General features: G+C 72.0%; 17 protein-coding genes. 6 read left to right on the forward strand and 11 right to left on the reverse strand.

Annotated elements, in window-relative coordinates; translation table 11 throughout:
* Positions 1 to 20: 20 nt before the first annotated feature.
* From OIE67_RS26805 to OIE67_RS26815, 3 genes are all read right to left on the reverse strand, one after another.
* Positions 21 to 1343 carry an enolase C-terminal domain-like protein gene (locus OIE67_RS26805; protein ID WP_326644977.1) on the reverse strand — a complete coding sequence of 441 codons (1323 nt, stop codon included), beginning with the start codon at positions 1341 to 1343 and terminating at the stop codon, positions 21 to 23.
* 11 nt (positions 1344 to 1354) lie between these two features.
* Positions 1355 to 2269 (reverse strand): 5-dehydro-4-deoxyglucarate dehydratase, encoded by a 915-nt coding sequence (kdgD, locus tag OIE67_RS26810; RefSeq protein ID WP_326644979.1) that lies wholly within the window; start codon positions 2267 to 2269, stop codon positions 1355 to 1357.
* A 135-nt stretch (positions 2270 to 2404) separates the two neighbouring features.
* A complete protein-coding gene (locus OIE67_RS26815) occupies positions 2405 to 3319 on the reverse strand; it encodes a LysR family transcriptional regulator (RefSeq protein WP_326644981.1) in 915 nt (304 codons plus the stop codon).
* A 171-nt stretch (positions 3320 to 3490) separates the two neighbouring features.
* Here OIE67_RS26815 and OIE67_RS26820 point away from each other — a divergent pair, with 171 nt between their 5' ends.
* From OIE67_RS26820 to OIE67_RS26840, 5 genes are read left to right on the forward strand one after another with little or no spacing between them, the layout of a single operon-like run.
* The gene (locus OIE67_RS26820) at positions 3491 to 4498 is read left to right on the forward strand and encodes a tripartite tricarboxylate transporter substrate binding protein (protein WP_326644983.1); all 1008 of its coding nucleotides are present in this window, start codon (positions 3491 to 3493) and stop codon (positions 4496 to 4498) included.
* Between the two features lie 32 nt (positions 4499 to 4530).
* Positions 4531 to 5124 (forward strand): tripartite tricarboxylate transporter TctB family protein, encoded by a 594-nt coding sequence (locus tag OIE67_RS26825; protein WP_326644985.1) that lies wholly within the window; start codon positions 4531 to 4533, stop codon positions 5122 to 5124.
* Between the two features lie 9 nt (positions 5125 to 5133).
* Complete coding sequence (locus OIE67_RS26830; RefSeq protein WP_326644987.1) at positions 5134 to 6642, forward strand: tripartite tricarboxylate transporter permease; 1509 nt, start codon at positions 5134 to 5136, stop codon at positions 6640 to 6642.
* Positions 6639 to 7049, forward strand: a complete 411-nt coding sequence (locus tag OIE67_RS26835) for a universal stress protein (protein WP_106245271.1) — start codon at positions 6639 to 6641, stop codon at positions 7047 to 7049. Before OIE67_RS26830 ends, OIE67_RS26835 begins: the two co-directional genes overlap by 4 nt.
* Entirely contained in the window at positions 7046 to 8320 is a 1275-nt protein-coding gene (locus tag OIE67_RS26840; RefSeq protein WP_326644990.1) for a glucarate dehydratase family protein, read from the forward strand. Before OIE67_RS26835 ends, OIE67_RS26840 begins: the two co-directional genes overlap by 4 nt.
* A 62-nt stretch (positions 8321 to 8382) precedes the next feature.
* On the opposite strand, the gene OIE67_RS26845 is transcribed toward OIE67_RS26840, so the two are convergent.
* The 5 genes from OIE67_RS26845 to OIE67_RS26865 all read right to left on the reverse strand — a co-directional run bounded on the left by OIE67_RS26845 (position 8383) and on the right by OIE67_RS26865 (position 13295).
* Positions 8383 to 9147, reverse strand: a complete 765-nt coding sequence (locus OIE67_RS26845; protein WP_326644992.1) for a FadR/GntR family transcriptional regulator — start codon at positions 9145 to 9147, stop codon at positions 8383 to 8385.
* Positions 9148 to 9157: 10 nt separating this feature from the next.
* Positions 9158 to 10321, reverse strand: coding sequence for an L-talarate/galactarate dehydratase (locus OIE67_RS26850; RefSeq protein WP_407674912.1), 1164 nt, complete (start codon positions 10319 to 10321; stop codon positions 9158 to 9160).
* Positions 10322 to 10360: 39 nt separating this feature from the next.
* The gene (locus OIE67_RS26855; protein WP_326644994.1) at positions 10361 to 11488 is read right to left on the reverse strand and encodes an L-talarate/galactarate dehydratase; all 1128 of its coding nucleotides are present in this window, start codon (positions 11486 to 11488) and stop codon (positions 10361 to 10363) included.
* Between the two features lie 72 nt (positions 11489 to 11560).
* The gene (pstS, locus tag OIE67_RS26860) at positions 11561 to 12634 is read right to left on the reverse strand and encodes a phosphate ABC transporter substrate-binding protein PstS (protein ID WP_326644996.1); all 1074 of its coding nucleotides are present in this window, start codon (positions 12632 to 12634) and stop codon (positions 11561 to 11563) included.
* Positions 12635 to 12770: 136 nt separating this feature from the next.
* A complete protein-coding gene (locus tag OIE67_RS26865; protein WP_326644998.1) occupies positions 12771 to 13295 on the reverse strand; it encodes a hypothetical protein in 525 nt (174 codons plus the stop codon).
* 198 nt (positions 13296 to 13493) lie between these two features.
* On the opposite strand from OIE67_RS26865, the gene OIE67_RS26870 reads away from it, so the two are divergent.
* A complete protein-coding gene (locus tag OIE67_RS26870) occupies positions 13494 to 13754 on the forward strand; it encodes a hypothetical protein (RefSeq protein WP_326645000.1) in 261 nt (86 codons plus the stop codon).
* 26 nt (positions 13755 to 13780) lie between these two features.
* On the opposite strand, the gene OIE67_RS26875 is transcribed toward OIE67_RS26870, so the two are convergent.
* The 3 genes from OIE67_RS26875 to OIE67_RS26885 form a co-directional block, all read right to left on the reverse strand.
* The gene (locus tag OIE67_RS26875; RefSeq protein WP_326645002.1) at positions 13781 to 14830 is read right to left on the reverse strand and encodes an N-acetylglucosamine kinase; all 1050 of its coding nucleotides are present in this window, start codon (positions 14828 to 14830) and stop codon (positions 13781 to 13783) included.
* Positions 14827 to 15735 (reverse strand): N-acetylmuramic acid 6-phosphate etherase, encoded by a 909-nt coding sequence (locus OIE67_RS26880; protein ID WP_326645004.1) that lies wholly within the window; start codon positions 15733 to 15735, stop codon positions 14827 to 14829. The genes OIE67_RS26875 and OIE67_RS26880 overlap by 4 nt, the downstream gene beginning before the upstream one ends.
* A gap of 72 nt (positions 15736 to 15807) precedes the next feature.
* Positions 15808 to 18015, reverse strand: coding sequence for an alpha-N-acetylglucosaminidase (locus OIE67_RS26885; protein ID WP_326645006.1), 2208 nt, complete (start codon positions 18013 to 18015; stop codon positions 15808 to 15810).
* Positions 18016 to 18067: the final 52 nt, after the last annotated feature.

Here is an 18067-nt window from a genome sequence, read left to right on the forward strand (position 1 = left end):
GAGCCGTCAGCTTTCGAGTCTCAGCGCACGAGGCAGGGGCGCTTCGGGTCGAAGACCCAGCCCTCCACCAGGTAGCGCATGGCCACGGCGTCGTCGCGGGCGCCGAGGCCGTGGCGCAGGTAGAGCTCGTGCGCCCGGTCCAGCGCCTCCCGGTCCAGCTCGACGCCGAGCCCCGGCGTGGTCGGCGCGTCGATCGCGCCGTCGCTGATCTGGAACGGCTTCGTCGTCAGCGCCTGGCCGTCCTGCCAGATCCAGTGCGTGTCCAGCGCCGTGATCTCGCCCGGAGCGGCGGCCCCGACGTGGGTGAACATCGCGAGTGAGATGTCGAAGTGGTTGTTGGAGTGCGATCCCCACGTCAGCCCGAAGTCGTGGCAGAGCTGGGCCACCCGCACCGACCCGGCCATGGTCCAGAAGTGCGGGTCGGCGAGGGGGATGTCCACGGCGTCCGAGCGCACGGCGTGGGCGAGTTCCCGCCAGTCCGTGGCGATCATGTTGGTCGCCGTCGGCAGCCCGGTGGCCCGCCGGAACTCGGCCATGGTCTCCCGGCCCGAGAAGCGGCCCTCCGCCCCGCACGGGTCTTCGGCGTAGGCGAGGACGCCGCCGAGCCCCCGGCAGAGCCGGACGGCGTCGGCCAGCAGCCAGCCGCCGTTGGGGTCGAGGGTGACGCGGGCGTCGGGGAAGCGGCGGGCCAGGGCGGTGACCGCCTCGATCTCCTCCTCGCCGGCCAGCACGCCGCCCTTGAGCTTGAAGTCGGTGAAGCCGTAGCGCTCCTGGGCGGCCTCGGCCAGCGCGACCACCGCGTCAGGGGTGAGCGCCTCGCGGCGGCGCAGCTCGGACCAGCGGTCGCCGGCGCCGTCGTCCACGAGGTAGGGCAGGTCGGTCTTTCCCGGGTCGCCGACGTAGAACAGGTAGCCCAGCATCGGCACCCGGTCGCGCTGCCGGCCCTCGCCGAGCAGGTCGGCCACGGGCAGGCCGAGGAACTGGCCGTGCAGGTCGAGCAGGCAGGACTCCAGGCCGGTGACGGCGTGGACGGTGGTGCGCAGGTCGAAGGTCTGCTGCCCGCGCCCGCCCGCGTCGCGGCCGGCGAAGCGCTCGGCGACCGAGCGCAGCAGCGTGCGGTAGCGGGCCACCGGCCGGCCGGTCAGCAGATCGGCCGCCTCCTCGACGGTCGCGCGGATGGCCTCGCCGCCGGGCACCTCGCCCAGCCCGGTGCGGCCGCCCGAGTCGGTGACGATGACGACGTTGCGGGTGAAGAACGGCCCGTGCGCGCCGCTGAGGTTGAGCAGCATGCTGTCGTACCCGGCGACCGGGACGACCTCGACGCTCCGGATGGTGGGTGACATGCGCCCCGCCCCTAGCTGATCTTGTTGATGAGGGCGGTCAGCTCGGCCAGCTCGCCGTCCTTCAGGTTCTGCAGCGGCGGGCGCACCGGCCCCGCCGGGCGGCCGACGGCGGTCAGGCCCGCCTTGATGATCGACACAGCGTACCCCTTCATCCGGTCACGGATGTCGAGGTAGGGGATGACGAACTCGCGGATGCGCCGGTAGACGGCCTCGCGGTCCTGGGCGCGGACGTCGGCGTAGAAGTCGAGCGCGTACTGCGGGACGAAGTTGAAGATCGCCGAGGAGTACGTGCTCATGCCGAGCTGCAGCAGCGGCAGCGCGAAGGTCTCGGCCGTGGGCAGGCCGCCGATGTAGGCCAGGCGGTCGCCGACGGCGGCGTAGATGCGGGTCAGGTTCTCGATGTCGCCGACGCCGTCCTTGAAGCCCACGAGCGTCTCGTTCCGCTCGGCCAGAGCGGCCACGGAGCGGTCGTTCAGCACGGCGTTGGCCCGGCTGTAGACGACCACGCCCAGGCCGGTGGCGGCGCAGACCGCGGAGACGTGCTCGATCAGGCCCTCCTGACCGGCCTCCGTGAGGTAAGGGGGCATCAGCAGCACGCCGTCGGCCCCGGCCTCCTCGGCGGCCTTCGCCTGGGCCACGGCGTTCGCGGTGCCGCCGGTGGCGGGGGCCACGACCGGGAGCCTGCCGTTCACCTCGTCCACCGCCACCCGTACCACCCGGTCGATCTCGGCGGCGGTCAGCGAGAAGCCCTCACCGGTGCCGCCGGCGGCGAACAGACCGGCCACCGGGTATCCGCTCAGCCAGGACAGGTGATCGCGGTAACCGGCCTCGTCGAACTCCAGCCCGGCGGTGAAATGCGTGACGGGGAAGGACAGCAGGCCGCTCTTGAGCCGCGTGGCGAGCTCTTGTGGGGAGTAACTGGGCATCGCGGGCGCTCCTCGCTTCACATGCGGCTGTGGGATTCCCCCGCACCGCCGGTAAGGTCTGACGCTCGCCAGGCTAAGGAGGTGGGACAATTCCTGTCCAAGTGCGATTCTGAATCCGGTGATACCCCCAGGGCATCATGCTCCCAGATCGGGCAGCAGTTCCAGCACGCGGGCGAGCGCGGGGTTGGTCGAGGTGCGGTCCCAGATGACGTGCAGCTCGACGGGCTCGCCGGTGCCGCCGCCGTCGTCGAGGGGGTCGCCGCCGCCGCGGACCAGGTCGCAGAAGGAGACGCCGTCCACGCCGAGCGAGCGCGCGCTGGCCGGGGCCAGGGCGACGCCGCGGCCGGCCGCCACCAGCAGCACGGCGGTGAGGATCTGGTGCACCTGCTGCTCGATGCGCGGGTGGGCGTTGGTGAGGAAGCGGACGGTCAGCTCGTGGAAGTAACGCGACTGGACCGGGTTGTAGCTGACCACCGGCAGGCCGTCGAAGTCGTCGGGCGTGAGCGGTCGCCCCAGCTCGGCCAGCCGGTGCCCGGCCGGCACCACCGCGCACAGCGGCTCGCGGAAGACCACGCGGGAGTCGAGCGTGGCGATGTCGAACGGCGGGCGGGCCAGGCCCAGGTCGAGCTCGCCGCGCAGCAGGCCGTCCACCTGCCCGGCGGTCACCCGTTCGTGCAGGATGACGTCGATCTCGGGCAGCCGCTCCGACAGCCGCCGCAGCAGCGCGCCCAGCATGCTGATCGCCGAGACGGCGGTGAACCCGAGGCGTACGGTGCCCGCCGCGCCGCTGGCGATCCGGCGGGCCCGGTCGCCGGCCGTGTCGACGAGCGAGAGCATGCGCCGCGCGTCGTCCAGGAAGGCGCGGCCGGCGTCGGTGAGGACCACGCGCCGGTTGTCACGCTCCAGCAGGACCACGCCGACCGAGCGCTCCAGCTTCTGGATGTGGCGGCTGAGCGGCGGCTGGGTCATCCGCAGCCGGTCGGCCGCGCGGCCGAAGTGCAGCTCCTCGGCGACCGCCACGAAAGCCCGGATCTGATCCAGTGTTAGCATGATGCGCGTAGAGTATCATTCGATACCAAATTAAGCCTGGACAGGCATCGAGGCACGTCCATAGTCTCCGGGGACTGACGAGCGGAAACCTTGCCGTAACCTTACGCAACCCCCTCACTCCGCTCCATAGCACACCACGGGCGGCTTTCCGCCCGGGCAAAGGAGAAGTCAATGCCGACATCTCGGCCAGCCTCCCGCCGCATCCTCGTGAGCGTCGCCGGCGCTGCCGCCGCGATCGCACTGACGGCGTGTGGCGGCGTCAAGACGACCTCCTCCGGTGGCGGCGACGGCGAATATCCGACCGGCAACATCGAGTTCAGCGTCGGCGCCTCCGCCGGCGGCTCGACCGACCTCATCACCCGGGCGCTGGCCCAGGGCATGGCCAAGGAGCTCGGCGTCTCCGCGCCCGTGCTCAACAAGCCCGGCGCCAACGGCGCGCTCAACGCCAAGGAGCTGCAGTCGGCCAAGCCCGACGGCTACAAGATCGCCGTGCAGAACGCCTCGCTCTTCACGATCACCCCGCTCACGGTGTCGGCCGCCGAGGCCACGAAGATCGACTCGTTCGACGTCATCACCGGCATCTCACGCGACGACTACGTCATGGCGACCAACGCCGAGTCCGGCTACAAGTCCATCGAGGACATGAAGAAGGCCGGCAAGACCATCCGCTACGGCACCACCGGCGTCGGCACCGGCGCGCAGCTCGCCTCGGCGCTGACGTTCAAGACCGCCGGCATCGAGGCCACGGCCGTGCCGTTCGACGGCGGCGCGCCCGCCCTGACCGCCCTGCTGGGCAACCAGGTCGACGTCTCCACCATGCAGATCGGCGAGGCCATCGAGAACGTCAAGGCCGGCAAGCTCGTCCCGCTCGCCGTCTTCTCGCAGGAACGCATCCCGTACCTGCCGGACGTGAAGACGGCCAAGGAGCAGGGCTTCGATGTCCTGGTGACGCAGTACCGCTTCCTGACCGCGCCCAAGGGCACGCCGGAGAACGTCAAGACCAAGCTGCTCGACGCCGCGAAGAAGGTGTTCGCCACGCCGGAGTACAAGAAGTTCAACGAGCAGAACTCGCTCACCCCGATGGAGGTCGCGCCGCAGGAGGTGCTCACCTCGCTGCAGAACGACTCCACCACGTACAAGGCGCAGCTGGACAAGTTCGGCATCAGCCTGGCCGGCTGACCGCTACCTCCGGCCCCCGCTAAGGAGTGTGCATGTCCCCGCCCGATCCCACCCGGCCCGATCCCACCCGGCCCGCCACCGCCCGGCCCGAGCCGGATCCGCCCGGTGCGCCGCCGCTGGACGACGCCGACGTGCTGCAGGCCGAGGCCGACCGGCTCCAGGCCGAGCTGGAGGAGGCCAGGCCGCCGCACGCGGGCCCGTACGCGCAGCTCGGCGCGGCCTTGGTGGCCCTGGCCGCGGGCGTGTTCGGGGTCGTCGTGTCGTCCACGCTCGGTCTCGGGCGGCTCACCCAGCCGGGTCCGGGCCTGTGGCCGTTCGCCATCAGCGTCATCATCATCGTGCTGTCGGCGACGCTGGCCTTCACCGGCCGCGGGCTCCAGGACACCGAGCGGTTCTCCCGGTCGAGCCTGCTCACCGTGGTCGGCCTGGTGACGCTGGTCGGGCTCGCCTCTCTGCTGCCGGTGATCGGCTTCGAGATCCCCTCCCTGCTGCTCATGTTCGTCTGGCTGCGCTGGCTGGGCAGGGAGTCGTGGCGCTCGTCCATCGTGATCAGCGTCGGCGCCGTGGCCGCGTTCTACGTGCTCTTCGTGCTGCTGCTGCAGATCCCGCTCCCGCGACTCATCTGAGAAAGTCACATGGACATCTCCCCGATCCTCGACGGCTTCGGCGTCGTCCTCGAACCGGCCAACCTGCTCTACTGCCTGATCGGCGTCATCATCGGCATGCTCATCGGCGTGCTGCCCGGCCTCGGCCCCGGCGCGACGATCGCGATCCTGCTGCCCATCACGTACGGCATCGGCCCCGTGTCGGCGATCATCATGCTCGCGGGCATCTTCTACGGCGCCCAGTACGGCGGGACGATCACCTCCGTGCTGCTCCGCCTGCCCGGTGAGGCGTCCTCGGTGGTGACCGTCTTCGACGGGTTCGCGCTGGCCAAGCAGGGCCGGGCGGGCACCGCGCTGGGCATCGCGGCCATCGGCTCCTTCGTCGGCGGCACGGTCTCGATCCTGGCCCTGACGCTGGTCGCCCCGGTCGTGGCCGGGTTCGCGCTCGACTTCGGCCCGCCCGAGTACGCCGCCCTGGGCATCCTCGGCGTGCTGCTGATCTCCTCGGTCGGCAACGGCAACCGGCTCAAGGCCATCATCGCCGCCTGCATCGGCCTGCTGCTCGCGACCGTGGGCCGCGACACGTTCACCGGCGCCGAGCGCTTCACCTTCGGCAGCCTCAACCTCGCCGAGGGCATCGACTTCATCCCGATCGCCATGGGCCTGTTCGGCCTCAGCGAGATCCTCTACAACCTGGAGGAACGGCACAACCAGGTCCACTCCCCCGCCAAGGTCGGCAACGTCTGGCCGTCGCGCAAGGACCTCGGGCAGGCCAAGGGCGCGATCGGGCGCGGGTCGCTGATCGGGTTCGTCCTCGGCGTGCTGCCCGGGGGTGGCGCGGTGCTGTCCTCGCTGGCCGCGTACGCGCTGGAGAAGCGGCGCGCCAAGCAGCCCGAGCGCTTCGGCCGCGGCGCGATCGAGGGCGTGGCCGCGCCCGAGACGGCCAACAACGCCGCCGCCACCTCCTCGTTCATCCCGCTGCTGACGCTGGGCATCCCGGCGAACGCGACCATGGCCCTGATCTTCGGCGCGCTGCTCATCCAGGGCATCCAGCCGGGGCCGCAGCTGGTCACCGAGCATCCGGACGTGTTCTGGGGCGTCATCAACTCGATGTACATCGGCAACATCCTGCTGCTGATCATGAGCATTCCGATGGTCGGGGTGTTCGTCCGGATCCTGCGGGTGCGGCCGGCGATCCTCGCCCCGATCACGGTGCTCATCACGCTGCTGGGCGCGTACACGGTGAACAACTCCGCATACGACATCTACCTGGTGATCGTGTTCGGCGTGCTGGGGTACCTGATGAAGAAGTTCGGCTTCGAGCCGGGGCCGCTGGTGCTGGCGTTCGTGCTGGGCTCGATGATCGAGAACTCGTCGCGGCAGTCGCTGCTGATCTTCGGCGGCGATCCGGCGGGCTTCCTGACCCGCCCCATCTCCGGGACGGTGCTCGCGCTGGTCGTGATCGTCGCGGCCTGGCCGCTCATCCGCAAGGCGCTGCGCCGCAAGACCCCCGATCGTGTGGAGGAGAAGATCACATGACCATCCTCGTCGGTTACCTGCCGACCCCCGAGGGCGAGGCCGCCGTCGACGCGGGCCTGCGCGAGGGCAGGCTGCGCGGAGAGCGCGTGATCATCGTCAACTCCCCCCGGCGGGGCGCGCCCGTGGACGAGCGGAAGATCTCCGACGCGGCCGGCACGGAGCTGCTGCGGCGGGCCAGGGAGGCCGGCGTGGACGCGGAGCTGCGCCAGCCGCTGCACGACGACGACCTGCCCGGGACGTTCGAAGAACTGATCAGAGAATGCGGCGGCACGCTCATCGTCATCGGGCTGCGGCATCGTTCGCTGGTGGGCAAGTTCATCCTGGGCAGCGAGGCCCAGCGGATCCTCATGGAGGCCAGCGTGCCCGTTCTCAGCGTGAAGGCGCCTGCCGTGCGAGCCGAGCTGTGAGCCCGCGCGAGGCCGGGCGGGTGAGCAGGGTGGTCGTCACGCCGGTCGCCTTCCGTGACCCGCCGCTGCTCAACGTCGTGGGCGTGCACCAGCCGTACGTGCTGCGCGCGATCGTCCAGGTGCACACCGATGCCGGGCTGGTGGGCCTGGGTGAGACGTACGCCGACCAGTCCCACCTCGACCGGCTCGGCGCGGTGGCCGCCGCGCTGCCGGGCGCGGACGTGTTCGACCTCAACGCGCTGCGCGCGATCGTGGTGAAGACGCTCGGGGAGGGCACCGGCGGCGCGGGCGCCAGCTTCGGCGGCATGCTGGAGGTCTCCAGCGCCGTGGACACGGTGGTGGCGCCGTTCGAGGTGGCGCTGCTCGACCTCCAGGGCCGGGCGCTCGGCCGCCCGGTCAGCGACCTGCTCGGCGGCGCCGTACGCGACCGCGTCCCCTACTCGGGCTACCTGTTCTACAAGTGGGCCGGCCACCCCGGCCACGACGACGACTCGTGGGGCGAGGGCCGCACGCCCGAGCAGCTGGTCGCCCAGGCGCGGCGGATGGTCGACGAGTACGGCTTCACCGCGCTCAAGCTCAAGGGCGGCGTGTACGAGCCCCGCCACGAGTTCGAGACCGTCGAGGCCCTGGCCGCCGCCTTCCCCGGCCACGCCCTGCGGATCGACCCCAACGGCGCCTGGACTGTCGAGACCTCCGTGAAGGCGGCCGAGCGGCTGTCGGGCGTGCTGGAGTACCTGGAGGACCCGACGCCCGGCATCCCCGGCATGTCGGAGGTCTCCCGGCAGACGTCGATCCCCCTGGCCACGAACATGTGCGTCATCGCCTTCGAGCACCTCAAGCCGGCCGTCGCCGCCGACGCGGTGCAGGTCGTGCTGTCGGACCACCACCTCTGGGGCGGGCTGCGCCGCTCGGCGCTGCTGGGCGGCATCTGCGAGACGTTCGGGCTGGGGCTGTCGATGCACTCCAACTCGCACCTGGGCGTGAGCCTGGCCGCCATGACCCATCTCGCGGCGGCGACCCCGAACCTCACCTACGCCTGCGACACCCACTACCCGTGGAAGACGGAGGAGGTCGTCAAGCCGGGGGCGCTGGAGTTCCGCGACGGGAGCGTGGCCGTGCCCACCGGGCCCGGGCTGGGCGTGGAGCTGGACGAGGACGCGCTGGCCGGGCTGCACGAGCAGTACGTGAAGTGCGGGCAGCGGGGGCGGGAGGACACCGCGTACATGCGGTCGATCGTGCCGGACTTCACCCCGAACACGGCCCGCTGGTGACGTGACCCTCCGGGCCCCTTCGGGACGCCTGGAGCGCCGGCCATGGCGTCGCGGCCGGCCCTCTAGGGCGCCTGGAGGCGGGCGCGGGAGTTGGACAGGTGCAGCCGCATCGCCGCCCGCGCCGCCGCGGCGTCCCGGTCGGCGACGGCGCGGTAGATGTTCTCGTGCTCCAGGGTCACCCTGGTGAAGTGGGTGGCGTCGGACACCGTGTAGACGTGCGGCAGTCGCGTACGCGGCAGCATGATCATCATCGGCCCGAGCGAGGCGAGCAGGTCGGAGTAGAACCGGTTCCCCGACGCGAGCGCGATCTTGAGATGGAAGGCGTAGTCGGCCTCGACGGCGTTGCCCGGCTGCTCGCCGGTGCGCCCGAGGTCGACCAGGGCCCGTTCGACCGCCTTGAGCTGCAGGTCCGTCCGGCGCTCCGCGGCCAGCCCGGCCGCCTCCGACTCGACGCCGATCCGGAAGTCGATCATGTCGAGCACATCGCGGTGGGTGCGGATGCCGGACGCCTCCACGGAGAAGGCCGTGGAGGCGGGCAGCGCGAGCACGAACGACCCGCGCCCCTGGAAGGTCTCCACCAGCCCCGCGGCCTGCAGCCGCGAGACGGCCTCGCGGACCACGGTACGGCTCACGCCGAACTCCTGGATGAGGGAGGACTCGGTCGGCAGCTTCTGGCCGGGCTGGATCTCCCCGGCCAGGATGCGGGCCTTGAGCCGCTCGACGAGCTCGTGCGCCAGCCCGCGCCCGCTGTCACGATCGAGCCTGCGCCCGGTGTCCTGGTCGAGTTTGGGCCCGGTGTCGCGGTCGGGCTGGTGGTCTGGCGGCACGGCTGACAATTTACCCGCCTCCGAGGAGGACGCCGTCGAGCCGCCAGTCCCGCGCGTGCGCGGCCAGGGTGAGGCCGAGGCCGGGCCGGTCGGGCACCAGCATGCGCCCGTCCGCGATCTCGGGCCGCTCCTCGAACAGCGGCGAGAGCCATTCGATGTGCTCGACCCAGGAGTCGCGCGGGTAGGCGGCGGCCAGGTGCACGTGGATCTCCATCACGAAGTGGGGCGCGACCTGGAGGCAGGCGTGGTCGGCGAGGGCGGCGACCTTGAGGTAGGGGGTGATGCCGCCGACGCGGGGCACGTCGGGCTGGAGGAAGTCGGCGGCGCGCAGGTCGATCATGCGGACGAGGTCGGCCACGCTGGAGAGCATCTCACCGGTGGCGATCGGGGTGTCGAGCGCGGCGGCGAGCTGAGCGTGTCCTTCGGCGTCGTAGGCGTCCAGCGGCTCCTCGATCCACACCAGACCCAACTCCTCCACCGCCCGCCCGAACCGCAACGCACTCGCCCGATCCCACTGCTGATTGGCGTCCACCATCAACGGCACCCCCTCCCCCAGGTGCTCCCGGACCGCCGCCAACCGCCGCAGATCCTCCCGCATGTCCGGCTGCCCCACCTTGATCTTGATGCCGCCGATGCCGCCGGCGAGCGAGCGCTCAGCCTTCTCCCTGACCTCCTCGATCGGAGCCTGGAGGTAGCCGCCGGAGGTGTTGTAGACCCGTACCGACTCGCGGTAGGAGCCGAGCAGCTTGGCCAGCGGCAGCCCCGCCCGCTTCGCCTTCAGATCCCACAACGCCACGTCGATCGCGGCCAGCGCCTGCGTCGCCACCCCCGACCGGCCCACCGACGCCCCCGCCCACGACAGCCGCTCGTACACCCGGCCGATGTCCGACGGGTCCTCGCCCAGCAGGTTCTCCCCCACCTCTTTGGCGTGCGCGTACTGCGCCGGCGTGCCGGCCCTGGTCGTGTAGGAGAAGCCCAGCCCCTCCAGGCCGTCGGCAGTGGTGATCTCGCAGGTCAGGACGTCGACCTGGGACAGCGGCCGCTGCCGTCCCGTGGCCACCTTGGCGTCGCTCACGGGCCGGTCCAGCGGCACCGCGTACCGGCCGAACCGCACAGAGCCGATGGCCCCCACCGGCCCGCTCGGCTGGTGGCGGGCGCGAGTCCCGCCGCCGATGGTCCCTGACGCGACGCGCGACCGCGTACCGGGCACGCCTTACGCCTTTCCGATCTCGACGCTGTCCACGGTCCACTTGCGGCACTGCTCGCTCAGCGTGAACCCGAGCCCAGGCCGGTCGGGGACGATCATGCGTCCGTCGCGGGTCTCGAGCCGCTCCTCGAACAGCGGGTTGAGCCACTCGAAGTGCTCGACCCAGGGCTCGCGCGGGTAGGCGGCGGCCAGGTGGAGGTGGATCTCCATGGCGAAGTGCGGCGCGAGCTGCAGCCCCGCGTGGTCGGCCAGCGTGGCCAGGCGCAGGAAGGAGGTGATGCCGCCGACGCGGGGGGCGTCGGGCTGGATGATGTCGGCGGCGCGGGCCTCGATGAGGCGTACGTGCTCGGCCACGCTGGAGAGCATCTCACCGGTGGCGATCGGGGTGTCGAGCGCGGCGGCGAGCTGAGCGTGTCCTTCGGCGTCGTAGGCGTCCAGCGGCTCCTCGATCCACACCAGACCCAGCTCCTCCACCGCCCGCCCGAACCGCAACGCACTCGCCCGATCCCACTGCTGATTGGCGTCCACCATCAACGGCACCCCCTCCCCCAGGTGCTCCCGGACCGCCGCCAACCGCCGCAGATCCTCCCGCATGTCCGGCTGCCCCACCTTGATCTTGATGCCGCCGATGCCGTCCGCCAGGGACTGGGAGGCCCGCGCCTGCACCTCCTCGATCGGCGCGTGCAGGAAGCCACCCGAGGTGTTGTACGTCCTGACGGAGTCGCGGTAGGAGCCGAGCAGCTTGGCCAGCGGCAACCCGGCCCGCTTCGCCTTGAGGTCCCACAACGCGACGTCGATCGCGGCCAGCGCCTGAGTGGCGACCCCTGAGCGGCCCACCGAGGCCCCCGCCCACAACAGCCGCTCGTACACCCGGCCGATGTCCGACGGGTCCTCACCCAGCAGGTTCTCCCCCACCTCCTTGGCGTGCGCGTACTGCGCCGGGCCGCCGGCCCGCTTGCTGTAGCTGAAGCCGGTGCCGCCGTGGCCGTCCTCGGTCGTGATCTCGGCGAAGAGGAAGGCGATCTCGGTCATCGGCTTCTGCCGGCCGGTCAGGACCTTGGCGTCGCTGACGGGGACGTCGAGCGGGAGGGTGACGGAGGAGAGCGCGACGTGGCGGATGCGGTCGGAAGCCATGGTGGTCCTCGGGCGTGGGGCGACAGAATTCGTACGTCATCGTACAAATGCATAAGTCATATGACAACATGCTCAGCTACTGAAGCCGAGCCGGGTGCGCACGGAGGCCAGGATGTCGTGCGGGAGCGGGGCGTAGCCGTACAGGGCGAGGTAGGACTGGCCGGCGTCGCCCGCGGTGTAGCTCAGGAAGGTGCGCACCAGCGGGTCGGCCTCGCCCTCGCAGGCGATCTCGTATGTGATCATGACGATGGGGTACGCGCCCGGAATCCTGGTCCGGTGGTCGAACCGCACGGTCGGGCCGTGCTCCCCGTCCACGACCCTGGCGCCCTCCATCGCCCGGGTGGCGCTCTCGGGCGACAGCTCGACGAAACGCCCGGAGGCGTTGCGGATCTTGGCGATGCGCAGGCGGGCGTTGCTGGCGTAGCCGTACTCGACGTACCCGATGGAACCCTCCGAATACTGGACGACCTGGACGATCCCGTCAGACCCCCCGATCGCCCGCCCCGCGCCCCGCCACACCATCGACGGCTCGTGCGGCCACCGGCCCATCGCCCGCAGGAACGCGGTGAAGTTGTGCGTCGTCCCCGACTCACCGGCCCGGTGGACGGGCCGCACCCGCGCGGCCGGCAGCCGCACGCCGGGGTTGTCGGCGGCGATCTCCTTGGCGTCCCATCGGGTGATCCGCCCGCTGAAGATGCCGGTCAGCGTGCCCGGCGACAACCTCAGATCCGGTACGGACGGCAGGTTGTACGTCACCGCAACCGGACCGATCACCATGGGCAGATGCAGCGCCCTGCCCCCGCAACGCCGGTCCGCCCGCCCCTGCTCCTCCGGCGACATGACGACGTCGGACCCGGCGAACGCGGTGGCGCCGGCGATGAAGTCCCGGATCCCGGCCCCCGACCCGTCGGCGCGGTAGTCCACCCGGAAGTCGGGATGCATCCGACGGAACTCGGCCCGCCAGGCGTCCATCGCCCCCTTCTGCGCGGTCGACCCGGACCCGGTGATCGACCGCACGATCCGGCTGCCGCCGGGCCCCTTCTCCCCGCTGGTGAAGAACCCGATCCCGCACAGAGTGACGACGCCCGCGGTCACGACCAGGGCGACGAGCAGCCCCGGCCACGCGACCCGCTTCAGGTTTGCCACCCCGCCCAGCTTAGGAAGCCACCGCTCTCACACACCCCGGTCAACCGTCAAGCCGGCCGCATAAGTACGTCATTTACCTCTTTGCGCACCGAACGCCCACCTCCGGAGGCCGGGGGTGGGCGTGGGGTCATTCGCACTACTTCAGCCAGCCGTTTCGCTGGACGATGGGGAGGTTGCCGAGGCCGAGGGTGGTGCCGGCGCCGGTGAGGGCGAGGCCGACGAGGACGATGGCGTAGACGATGTGGTCGTCCATGAACGGGTTGGTGGCCAGGGGCAGTTCGGCGGCCCACATGAGCAGCAGCATCGCGGTGCCGGCGCCGGACGCGATGCGGATGCCGATGCCCAGGACGAGCGCGAGGCCGATGCCGAGCAGGCCGGTCATGAACAGCCAGTCCACCCATGCCTGTCCGGCCAGGGCCGAGAAGAGGCCGCCGAGCGCGTTCTCGCCGGTGCCCTTGAGGAAGCCGGTGGTCGGGCTGCCGCCGTTGATCCAGGCCTTGGCCGCCGGGGTGGCGAAGCCCCAGCCGAAGGTCTTGTCCAGGAACGCCCACAGGAAGATCCAGCCGAGCGAGATCCGGGCGAGCGCCCAGACGTAGCCGGCGGCGGGGCGGGGCGTCGCGGTGGTGGCGTTCACGACGGGGCTGTTGATGGTGGCGGCCATGACGGCCCCCTTTCCAAGGGGTGATCTACCGTTTCGCTGTCACCCCAAGCACACCCTGCGCGCGGCCCGCGCGGCAGTGCCGTACAGCCCGCGCGGGCCGGGACCTTGGTCACTTCCGTCCGGGCCGTTCTTCGGCGGCTGGTGTTGCGGACGGCCGTGTTTTGCCTGCTCTTGGTGCCCGTCCTGCCACCGTGGAGTATGCGAACCTCGAGGGAAGATCGGTGGCTCAGCGCCCTTCGCAACCACGCCGCCCAGCTCGCGTTCACGGACTGGACGCCCCAGAGCGGCGACTGGGCCCACCTGTACACGGGCTTCGTCGACGACGGCACGCCGTACACGGAGGTGTCGGTCTATCGGGCGGGTGACGGCGGCGGCCATGTCCGCATCCACTATCAGCGCTACATCGGCGACGAGCTGACGACGTTCTGGACGCGACTGGTGGATGAGATCGCCGAATGACGAGTGGCTTCGTGGAGTGGCGCTGATCAGTGGGTGCGCGGCGAGGGCGAGCCGCTGCGATCCGCGCTGCGGTCGGTGGTGAAGACGTAGAGGTACGGGTGGCGCGAACGCAGTTCGCCCCGGGCGGCGGCCCTGGCCAGGGCGAGTGCCCCGTCCACCGAGGTGCCCAGCGGCGGTGTGGGGCGGGCCTCGGGCAGCAGGACTCGTACGGTGGCCAGGAACGGCTCCATCAGCAGATCGCCGGCGTCGAAGAGGCGTCCGCCCCAGGAGATGACCGGCTCGATCCCGGTCGCGGCGGCGACGGCGGCCTGGGCGAGCTGCCGTCCGGCCTCGTCCCAGATGGCCCGCGCGACCGCGTCACCCTCGTGGGCGGCGTCGGCCACGGACGGGGCGAACGAGGCCAGGTGGTGAGCCGGCGAGGCCGACTCGTAGACGAGCGCCACCAGGTCCAGGGGGTGGCCGAAGCGGGCGGTCAGGCGTTCCAGCAGGGCGGGCGACCCGCCGCCGCGGCCGTCGTGAGCGCGCAGGGCGGCCTGGAGCCCGTTCATGCCGATCCACGCGCCGCTGCCGTGGTCACCGAGCAGGTGCCCCCAGCCGTCGGACTGGTTCCAGACGCGGTCCAGGTCGGTGCCCAGCGTGATGACGCCGGTCCCGGCGGCGACGACGACTCCCGGCCGGAACCCGAGCGCGCCGACGTGCGTGGTCACCGTGTCGCCCGCCACCACGAGCGCGCCCAGCCCGAAGCGTTCGCGCAGAGCGTGCCACAGCGGCTCGGGCTCCCTGACCAGCCCGGGCATTCCGGTCACCCCGATGGCCATCCCGGCCAGCCGCTCCGGCCCCCGGGTCATGTCCGCCCGCCCGTCGGCCATCCGGCCGGCGTCCCTCTGTCCGCCGGCGCGGGTGGCGTTCTCGATGACCGTGGTGATTTCGGCGGCCAGCCGGGCGAGGTCCACCCGGCCTCCGGTGCGGGGCGCCGGTGAGGTGTTCTCGCCGTACGCGGGCCCGTCGTCGGTCTCGATGCGGGCTCTGATGCCGCCGCCGCCGACGTCCACGCCCGCGAGGCCGAGGCCGCTCATCCGGCGTGCCCGCCCAGGGCGGCGACGGCCGCGCGGACGCCGGGGTGGGCGGCGAGCGCGGCCCGGGCCTGGTCGGGCGGGCAGCCCGTGAGCAGCCGGACGAGCGCCTCCGGGATGCGGCCGCCGGCTTCGGCCAGGGCGGCCTGGCAGACCTCGGCGTCCTCTCCCGTCGCCTCGACGAGCAGGTTCACGGCTCGGGTCTCCAGCTTGGCGTTGGTGGCGACGAGCCCGGCCATGAGGTTCGAGTACGTACGTCCCGCTCTGATCATGAGTGCCGTCGAGAACGCGTTGAGCAGGACCTTGGTGGCCGTGCCCGCCTTCAGCCTGGTGGAGCCGGTGAGCGCCTCCGCGCCGGTGTCCGCGACGACAAGAAGGTCGGCCGACTCGCGCAGCGGCGCGCCGGGGGCGCAGGTGATCAGCACGGTGAGCGCGCCCGCCGCGCGGGCCGCCCGCAGCGCCCCGGCCACGTACGGGGTGGTGCCCGACGCGGTGATCCCCACGGCCACGCTGTTCTGGCCGAGCCCGGCGCCGGCGGCGTCGGCGGCCCCGAGCTCCGCGGCGTCCTCCCGATCGACGGACGGGTCGGTGAGCGCTCCGGGCCCGCCGGCGAAGTGGGCCGTGAACAGGTCACGGGCCACCCCGAACGTCGGCGTGATCTCGGTGGCGTCGAGCACCGCCAGCCGTCCCGACGCGCCGGCGCCGAAGTAGTGCACGTCGCCGCCGCGGGTCAGCCGGAGATGCGTCTCCTCCACCGCCCGGGCGAGCGGCCCGATGGCGGCGCGGGCGGCCTCGACGGCCCTGGCGTCCTCGTCGAGCAGCAGCCGGAGGACGGCTTCTGGCTCCAGGGTGTCGATCCCGGTGGTGCGCGGGTTGCGGCGTTCGGTGGGTGGGGCCGGCTCGGGCATCAGGCTCCTCATCGGTCGTGGTGCGGAGGCATCGGGCTCCTCATCGGCGAGGGTCCGGAGGCAACATGGTGCTCATCGGTCGTGGTCTGCGGGCCGGTCGAACGGGGTGGCCTGGCCCGCGTACGCGGTGAAGAGGCGGCGTGACTCCGTGGCCAGGTCGCCCAGGTCGCGTGGCGCCGGTGGCGGGCCCTCCTGCAGGAAGAGCTCGGCGCGTTCGCGCAGCCGTTCGCGCAGCTCGGCCTCCGGAGCGTCGCGCCCGGAGAGAGGCCGGCCCGGGTCGCGGTGGAGGGCCTGGTCGAGGCCGGTCGCCCACAACGCCCAGCGGTCGCGGTAGTAGCCGCCGACGAGCCCGCTCCAGTGCCGCCCGGCGTAGTCGTCGAGCAGCGGGCTGTCCGACGTGCCCCACACCGTGATCATGCGGCGGGCGTTGTCGGCCAGGAGCTCGCGCTCCGCGGCGTCGGTGGCGTGCGCCAGCGCCTTGGACTCCCAGTGCTGGAAGGTGTACTCGGGACGGCAGGCCAGCATCCGGTCCAGGTCGTCGAAGACCCGCAGGAACCGGTCGAGCTCGGGCCCGGCGGCCGCGCCCAGCTCGATCGACCGTTCGGCGGCGTCGAGGTGGCAGCGGTCGGCGACCCTGGCCATATAGGCCACGCCCAACTCGGCGAGGTCGTGCCCGAGCGGACCGGCCAGCAGGTCGCGGTCGTGCTCGGCCACCTCGATCAGCCGTTCCCAGGCCCGCGCCAGCACCTCCGGCCGGTACCAGAGCAAGCGGGCGGCGTCGGCACGCAGCTCGGCCGGCCCGTCCGGGATCCACGCGTAGGAGGGGGCGGCGGTGATGACGCCCTTGAACTGGTCGGGGGCGATCCGCACACCCCGCGCGTCGTAGACGGTGCCGAGCAGCCCGCGCCAGGCCGCCCGCAACTCCTCCGCCCACCGTCCCCCGGTGCCGTACCGCTGGGCGGCGAAGGCGTCGAGCCAGGCGTCGAGGTCGGGCACCTCGGTCCAGATCTGGTCGGCGACGAGCTCGAAGAAGACGGGATTGTTGCGGGTGGCCTCCATGGACAGGCCGATCCCCGCCGGCGGGCTCGGCGCCGCCAGGGCCGCGTCCACCCCGGCCGGCAGGCTCCGCAGGTCGGCCCCGGGATCGGTGCGCCCGCCGAAGTTGAGCAGCGCGCACCAGAGCCAGGGCTTGCCGGAGAACTCGCGGAAGCGGCCCCACAGCGGGTCGTACTCCGCCCACAGGTCGGCCACGAGCATCCGCTCGTCCGGGATCGCGTCGAGGAAGGCGTTGACGCGCTCCTCGGTCCAGAAGTCCCGCTGGTAGGAGAACGGCCAGGCCTGCATGAGCCAGACCGCGTCCGGGTCGGCCGCCTGGAGGCCGGCCAGCGTCGCCGCCGCGACCGCGCCGGGGAAGGCGGGGTCGGCGTCGATGGGGATCATCTCGATGAACGGGTCGGCGGCGTACAGGTGGTCGGTGCCGAAGAGCTCGATCTGGGCGCGGGTGATCTCGGCGCCGATCCGCTCGTACAGAGGGTCGGCCGGGTCGAGGACCCAGGTCTCGAACCCCTGCCAGGTGCGGCGGCCGGCCCGCGCCGTGGCCGCGAGCTCGGGCGGGACGTGCCCGGTGAAGGCCGGGAGCACGGGGGTCATGCCGAAGGCGCGCTCACGGTCGAGGACGCGCGCCCCGAGCTCGCGGTGACCGTCGAGCCAGGACGCGGGCAGCGGGCCGGCGAAGCCGTCCAGGCAGCCCATGAACTGGAACGGCAGGTAGCCCGGGCCGCCCAGGAAGGCGCGGATGCGCTCGTCGTCGAGGCCGAGCGCGGAGTAGGCGGCGTGCAGCACGGCCTCGTGCCCGGTGACGGCGAGCGGCATGGTGATGCCGTGCAGGGCCATCCAGTCGATCTCGCGTTCCCAGTCGGCCCAGTCCCAGTACGGCATCGTGTAGCTGAAGGTGCAGAAGTTGAAGTAGTAGCCCTCCCCGACCCGCGCCGTGCCCTCCCTCGGCGGGGCGTCGGGCAGGGCCGTCAGGCCGAGGGGCAGCACCGTGTCCCAGCCGACGGAGACGCCGCAGCGCTCGCGGAGGTAGTGGTGCAGCGCCACCGAGGCGCTCACCCCGTCCGTGGCGGCGATGGTCAGCACGCCCGCGGCGGCCTCGTAGGCGTACGCGCGCTCGCCGCCGTCGCGGGCGGCGAACCGGACCGGCTCGGCCGCGGGCCCGAGCACGCGGCGGGCCAGGCCGCGGACGGTGTCCGCCCACGCCGGGCCGTCACCTGACGACATCTGCGGCTCACACCCCTCGACTAATTAGTTCCGTACGGTCCATAATTATTAC

Origin of the sequence: Nonomuraea fuscirosea (assembly GCF_035917475.1) — a bacterium.
Classification (GTDB): domain Bacteria; phylum Actinomycetota; class Actinomycetes; order Streptosporangiales; family Streptosporangiaceae; genus Nonomuraea; species Nonomuraea fuscirosea.

Coding starts and splice junctions, on each gene's coding strand:
- OIE67_RS26805 (WP_326644977.1), bottom strand. CDS start 1,343: ATGTCACCCACCATCCGGAGCGTCGAGGTCGTCCCGGTCGCCGGGTAC.
- kdgD (WP_326644979.1), bottom strand. CDS start 2,269: ATGCCCAGTTACTCCCCACAAGAGCTCGCCACGCGGCTCAAGAGCGGC.
- OIE67_RS26815 (WP_326644981.1), bottom strand. CDS start 3,319: ATGCTAACACTGGATCAGATCCGGGCTTTCGTGGCGGTCGCCGAGGAG.
- OIE67_RS26820 (WP_326644983.1), top strand. CDS start 3,491: ATGCCGACATCTCGGCCAGCCTCCCGCCGCATCCTCGTGAGCGTCGCC.
- OIE67_RS26825 (WP_326644985.1), top strand. CDS start 4,531: ATGTCCCCGCCCGATCCCACCCGGCCCGATCCCACCCGGCCCGCCACC.
- OIE67_RS26830 (WP_326644987.1), top strand. CDS start 5,134: ATGGACATCTCCCCGATCCTCGACGGCTTCGGCGTCGTCCTCGAACCG.
- OIE67_RS26835 (WP_106245271.1), top strand. CDS start 6,639: ATGACCATCCTCGTCGGTTACCTGCCGACCCCCGAGGGCGAGGCCGCC.
- OIE67_RS26855 (WP_326644994.1), bottom strand. CDS start 11,488: ATGGCTTCCGACCGCATCCGCCACGTCGCGCTCTCCTCCGTCACCCTC.
- OIE67_RS26865 (WP_326644998.1), bottom strand. CDS start 13,295: ATGGCCGCCACCATCAACAGCCCCGTCGTGAACGCCACCACCGCGACG.
- OIE67_RS26870 (WP_326645000.1), top strand. CDS start 13,494: ATGCGAACCTCGAGGGAAGATCGGTGGCTCAGCGCCCTTCGCAACCAC.
- OIE67_RS26875 (WP_326645002.1), bottom strand. CDS start 14,830: ATGAGCGGCCTCGGCCTCGCGGGCGTGGACGTCGGCGGCGGCGGCATC.
- OIE67_RS26880 (WP_326645004.1), bottom strand. CDS start 15,735: ATGCCCGAGCCGGCCCCACCCACCGAACGCCGCAACCCGCGCACCACC.
- OIE67_RS26885 (WP_326645006.1), bottom strand. CDS start 18,015: ATGTCGTCAGGTGACGGCCCGGCGTGGGCGGACACCGTCCGCGGCCTG.